Origin of the sequence: Allosphingosinicella sp., from assembly GCF_036387215.1 — a bacterium.
Classification (GTDB): Bacteria; Pseudomonadota; Alphaproteobacteria; order Sphingomonadales; family Sphingomonadaceae; genus Allosphingosinicella.
The window spans coordinates 1-2,399 of sequence record NZ_DASVUE010000089.1; the positions used below are offsets into that span (position 1 = coordinate 1).

Here is a 2,399-nt window from a genome sequence, read left to right on the forward strand (position 1 = left end):
AGCAGCTCGAAGAAACGGATCGTCTCCTGGGGATCCGAGACGCGGATCATCGTGTGCAGATACTTCATTCTTGCCTCAGCTCGTCGCTATAAATACACGGTTCATCGGCAGCATGGGAGACAATCAAGGTCCGGCGGAAGCTGCCGATCGGGCTTTCACGGGAGGCATATCATGTCTGAAGGGCTCCACGACAACCGCAAGTGGCTCCTCATCGCATCCGCCATATTGGCGCTCGGAATGGTGATCGGGGGCTTCCTGCTCGGCGACGGGCTGAAGCGGGCGAAGATGGCCGAACGCTCTGTGACGGTCCGCGGACTTGCCGAGCGCGATGTGACTGCGGACCTTGCCACCTGGACGATCGTCTTCACGGAGCAGGGCAGCGAACTGGGGCCCGTGCAGGCGGCGATCGAGGAGGATACGCGGACCGTCCGCGACTTCTTCCGCCGCGCCGGTTTCAAGGAGGCGGAGGTGACCGGCGCCGGTGCGGGCGTGAACCAGTTTTTCGACAGCAACCGCGGCACCAACAGCGTCACCGTCCGCCAGCGGCTGCAGCTTAGGACCAATGACGTCATGAAGGCGCGCGCGGCATTCGCGCGGCAGTTCGAGCTGATCCGCAGCGGCGTCGCGCTCGAGGAGGGGACGGCGATGGTCTACAGCTTCACCAAGTTGAACGACGTGAAGCCGGCGATGATCGCCGAGGCGACGCGGGATGCGCGGAAGGGCGCCGAGCAGTTCGCCAACGACAGCGGAACCGCCGTGGGCGGGATCAAGTCCGCGACCCAGGGTTATTTCTCGATCGGCGCGCGCGACGGGGAAGGCGCCGGATCGGGGAACGATTCACCCTTCCAGAAGGTGCGGGTCGTGACGACGACCGATTTCTACCTGGATTAGGGTTCAGGCGAGCGCCTTCGCCGGCGCCATCGCGCTGGGCTCCGGAAGCGCATGCCCTAGCTTATTTCGGCGGAGAAGCCACTGCCTTTGGTTGCGGTGCGGCATTGGCTGCGAGCGCGGCTTCGGCAGCCTTGGCCGCCGCCGAGCCGGGAGCGGCAGCAGCCGCCTTCGTGTAGAAGGACCTTGCCGCGTCGCCGTCGCCGCCGAGGCCGGCGACGTTGCCGGCGTGGAGGAGGACGTTGGCATCGTCGGGCGCAAGCGCGACCGCCCTGGCGGAATGCTCCTTCGCCCGCGCAAGATTGTCCTCGCGGAGCGCAAGCGCCGAGGAAAGGTACCAGGCGAACGGATCGGCCGGGACCAGCTCCAGGCTGCGATCTATGTCGGCGCGGGCGCCGGCGAGGTCACCGAGCTGGACCGAGGCGCGGGCGCGGTCGAGATAGACTTCGCCGCGAAGCTCCGGGGTCAGCGCGGTGGTGATGAGAGCGGCGTCGAACGCGGCCTTCGCCTTGGCGCCGTCGCCCGCGGCAAGCCAGGCATTGCCGGACTGGACCCAGAGATCGGAAGCGCGAGGCTCCTTCCTGGTCTCGGCCTCGCGCGCCGCTTGCTCAAAGGCTGTCGCGGCCGGGGCCCAGCGGCCGAGCGCCGTGTAGCCGAGGCCGAGGCACTGCCGGGCAAGGAGGCCGCCGCCCTTCAGAAGCCAGTCGTTGGCGCTCGCAACGCCATTCTCCGGCTGGCTCTTCACGAGCGCGGTGCAGCTCTGAAAGCGCGCGATGTCGCCGGCCGAAGCGGTGGCCTGGGCGGCGGCGAGTGCCATCAGGAAGGGGATCAAAGGGCCTCCAGAAGTCCGTTCACGATCGCGATCAGAAGCGCGATGTCCTGATCGCGCGACAGGCGATGATCGCCGTCCTTGACGAAAAGGCTCTGCACGTCGGCTGAACGGATGAGCCGCATCAGCTCCAGCGAATAGGTCCATGGCACGTCGGCATCGGCCTGGCCGTGGAGCAGGCGCACCGGGCAATCGACTTCGATCGGCGCGTGCAGCAGCCGGTGAGTCTCGCCGCTTTCCCAGAAGGCACGGCTGGTGACGTAGGGTTGCTCGCCGTAAGGCGAGGGCTCCACCAGGCGCCCTTCGCGGAGCATCGTCATCTTCTGGTCCTGGGTGAAGCCCCAGGAGGTGAAATCGGGCGCGGCCGCAATGCCGACGAGGCCCTTCACCTGCTGCGGCCGGGCGAGCGCCGCGAGAAGCATCAGCCACCCGCCCATCGAGGAGCCGACCAGCACCACGGGCTGCTCCTCGAGCACGTCCTCGAGCATCGCCAGTACGTCGTTCCGCCAGTTGGTGAGCGTCTGCGCCTCGAAGTCTCCGGCGCTGGAGCCGCAGCCCGAATAATCGAAGCGGAGCATCGCCCGCCCCTCGCGCTCGGCCCAGGCATCGAGGGCAGTCGCCTTGCCGCCCTCCATGTCCGACATGTAGCCGGGCAGGAACACGATCACCGGACCGCGCCCCG

Annotated in this window: 3 protein-coding genes; 1 reads left to right on the forward strand and 2 read right to left on the reverse strand. The window is 67.4% G+C overall.

What is annotated here, in order from left to right; genetic code table 11:
- The first annotated feature begins 171 nt into the window (after nt 1-171).
- Complete coding sequence (locus VF662_RS04015; RefSeq protein WP_464137943.1) at nt 172-891, forward strand: SIMPL domain-containing protein; 720 nt, start codon at nt 172-174, stop codon at nt 889-891.
- A gap of 61 nt (nt 892-952) precedes the next feature.
- Here the strand turns inward: VF662_RS04015 and VF662_RS04020 are convergent, their stop codons facing one another.
- Together VF662_RS04020 and VF662_RS04025 are read right to left on the reverse strand one after the other, a co-directional pair.
- Nucleotides 953-1,720: a hypothetical protein gene (locus VF662_RS04020; protein WP_464137945.1), complete on the reverse strand. Its 768-nt coding sequence runs from the start codon at nt 1,718-1,720 to the stop codon at nt 953-955.
- A partial coding sequence (locus VF662_RS04025; protein ID WP_464137947.1) for an alpha/beta hydrolase occupies nt 1,717-2,399 on the reverse strand: 683 nt, incomplete at its 5' end. The genes VF662_RS04020 and VF662_RS04025, both read right to left, overlap by 4 nt.

Bases quoted from the DNA above. Each gene is read 5' to 3' on its own strand.
- VF662_RS04015 (WP_464137943.1), top strand. From the start codon at position 172: ATGTCTGAAGGGCTCCACGACAACCGCAAGTGGCTCCTCATCGCATCC.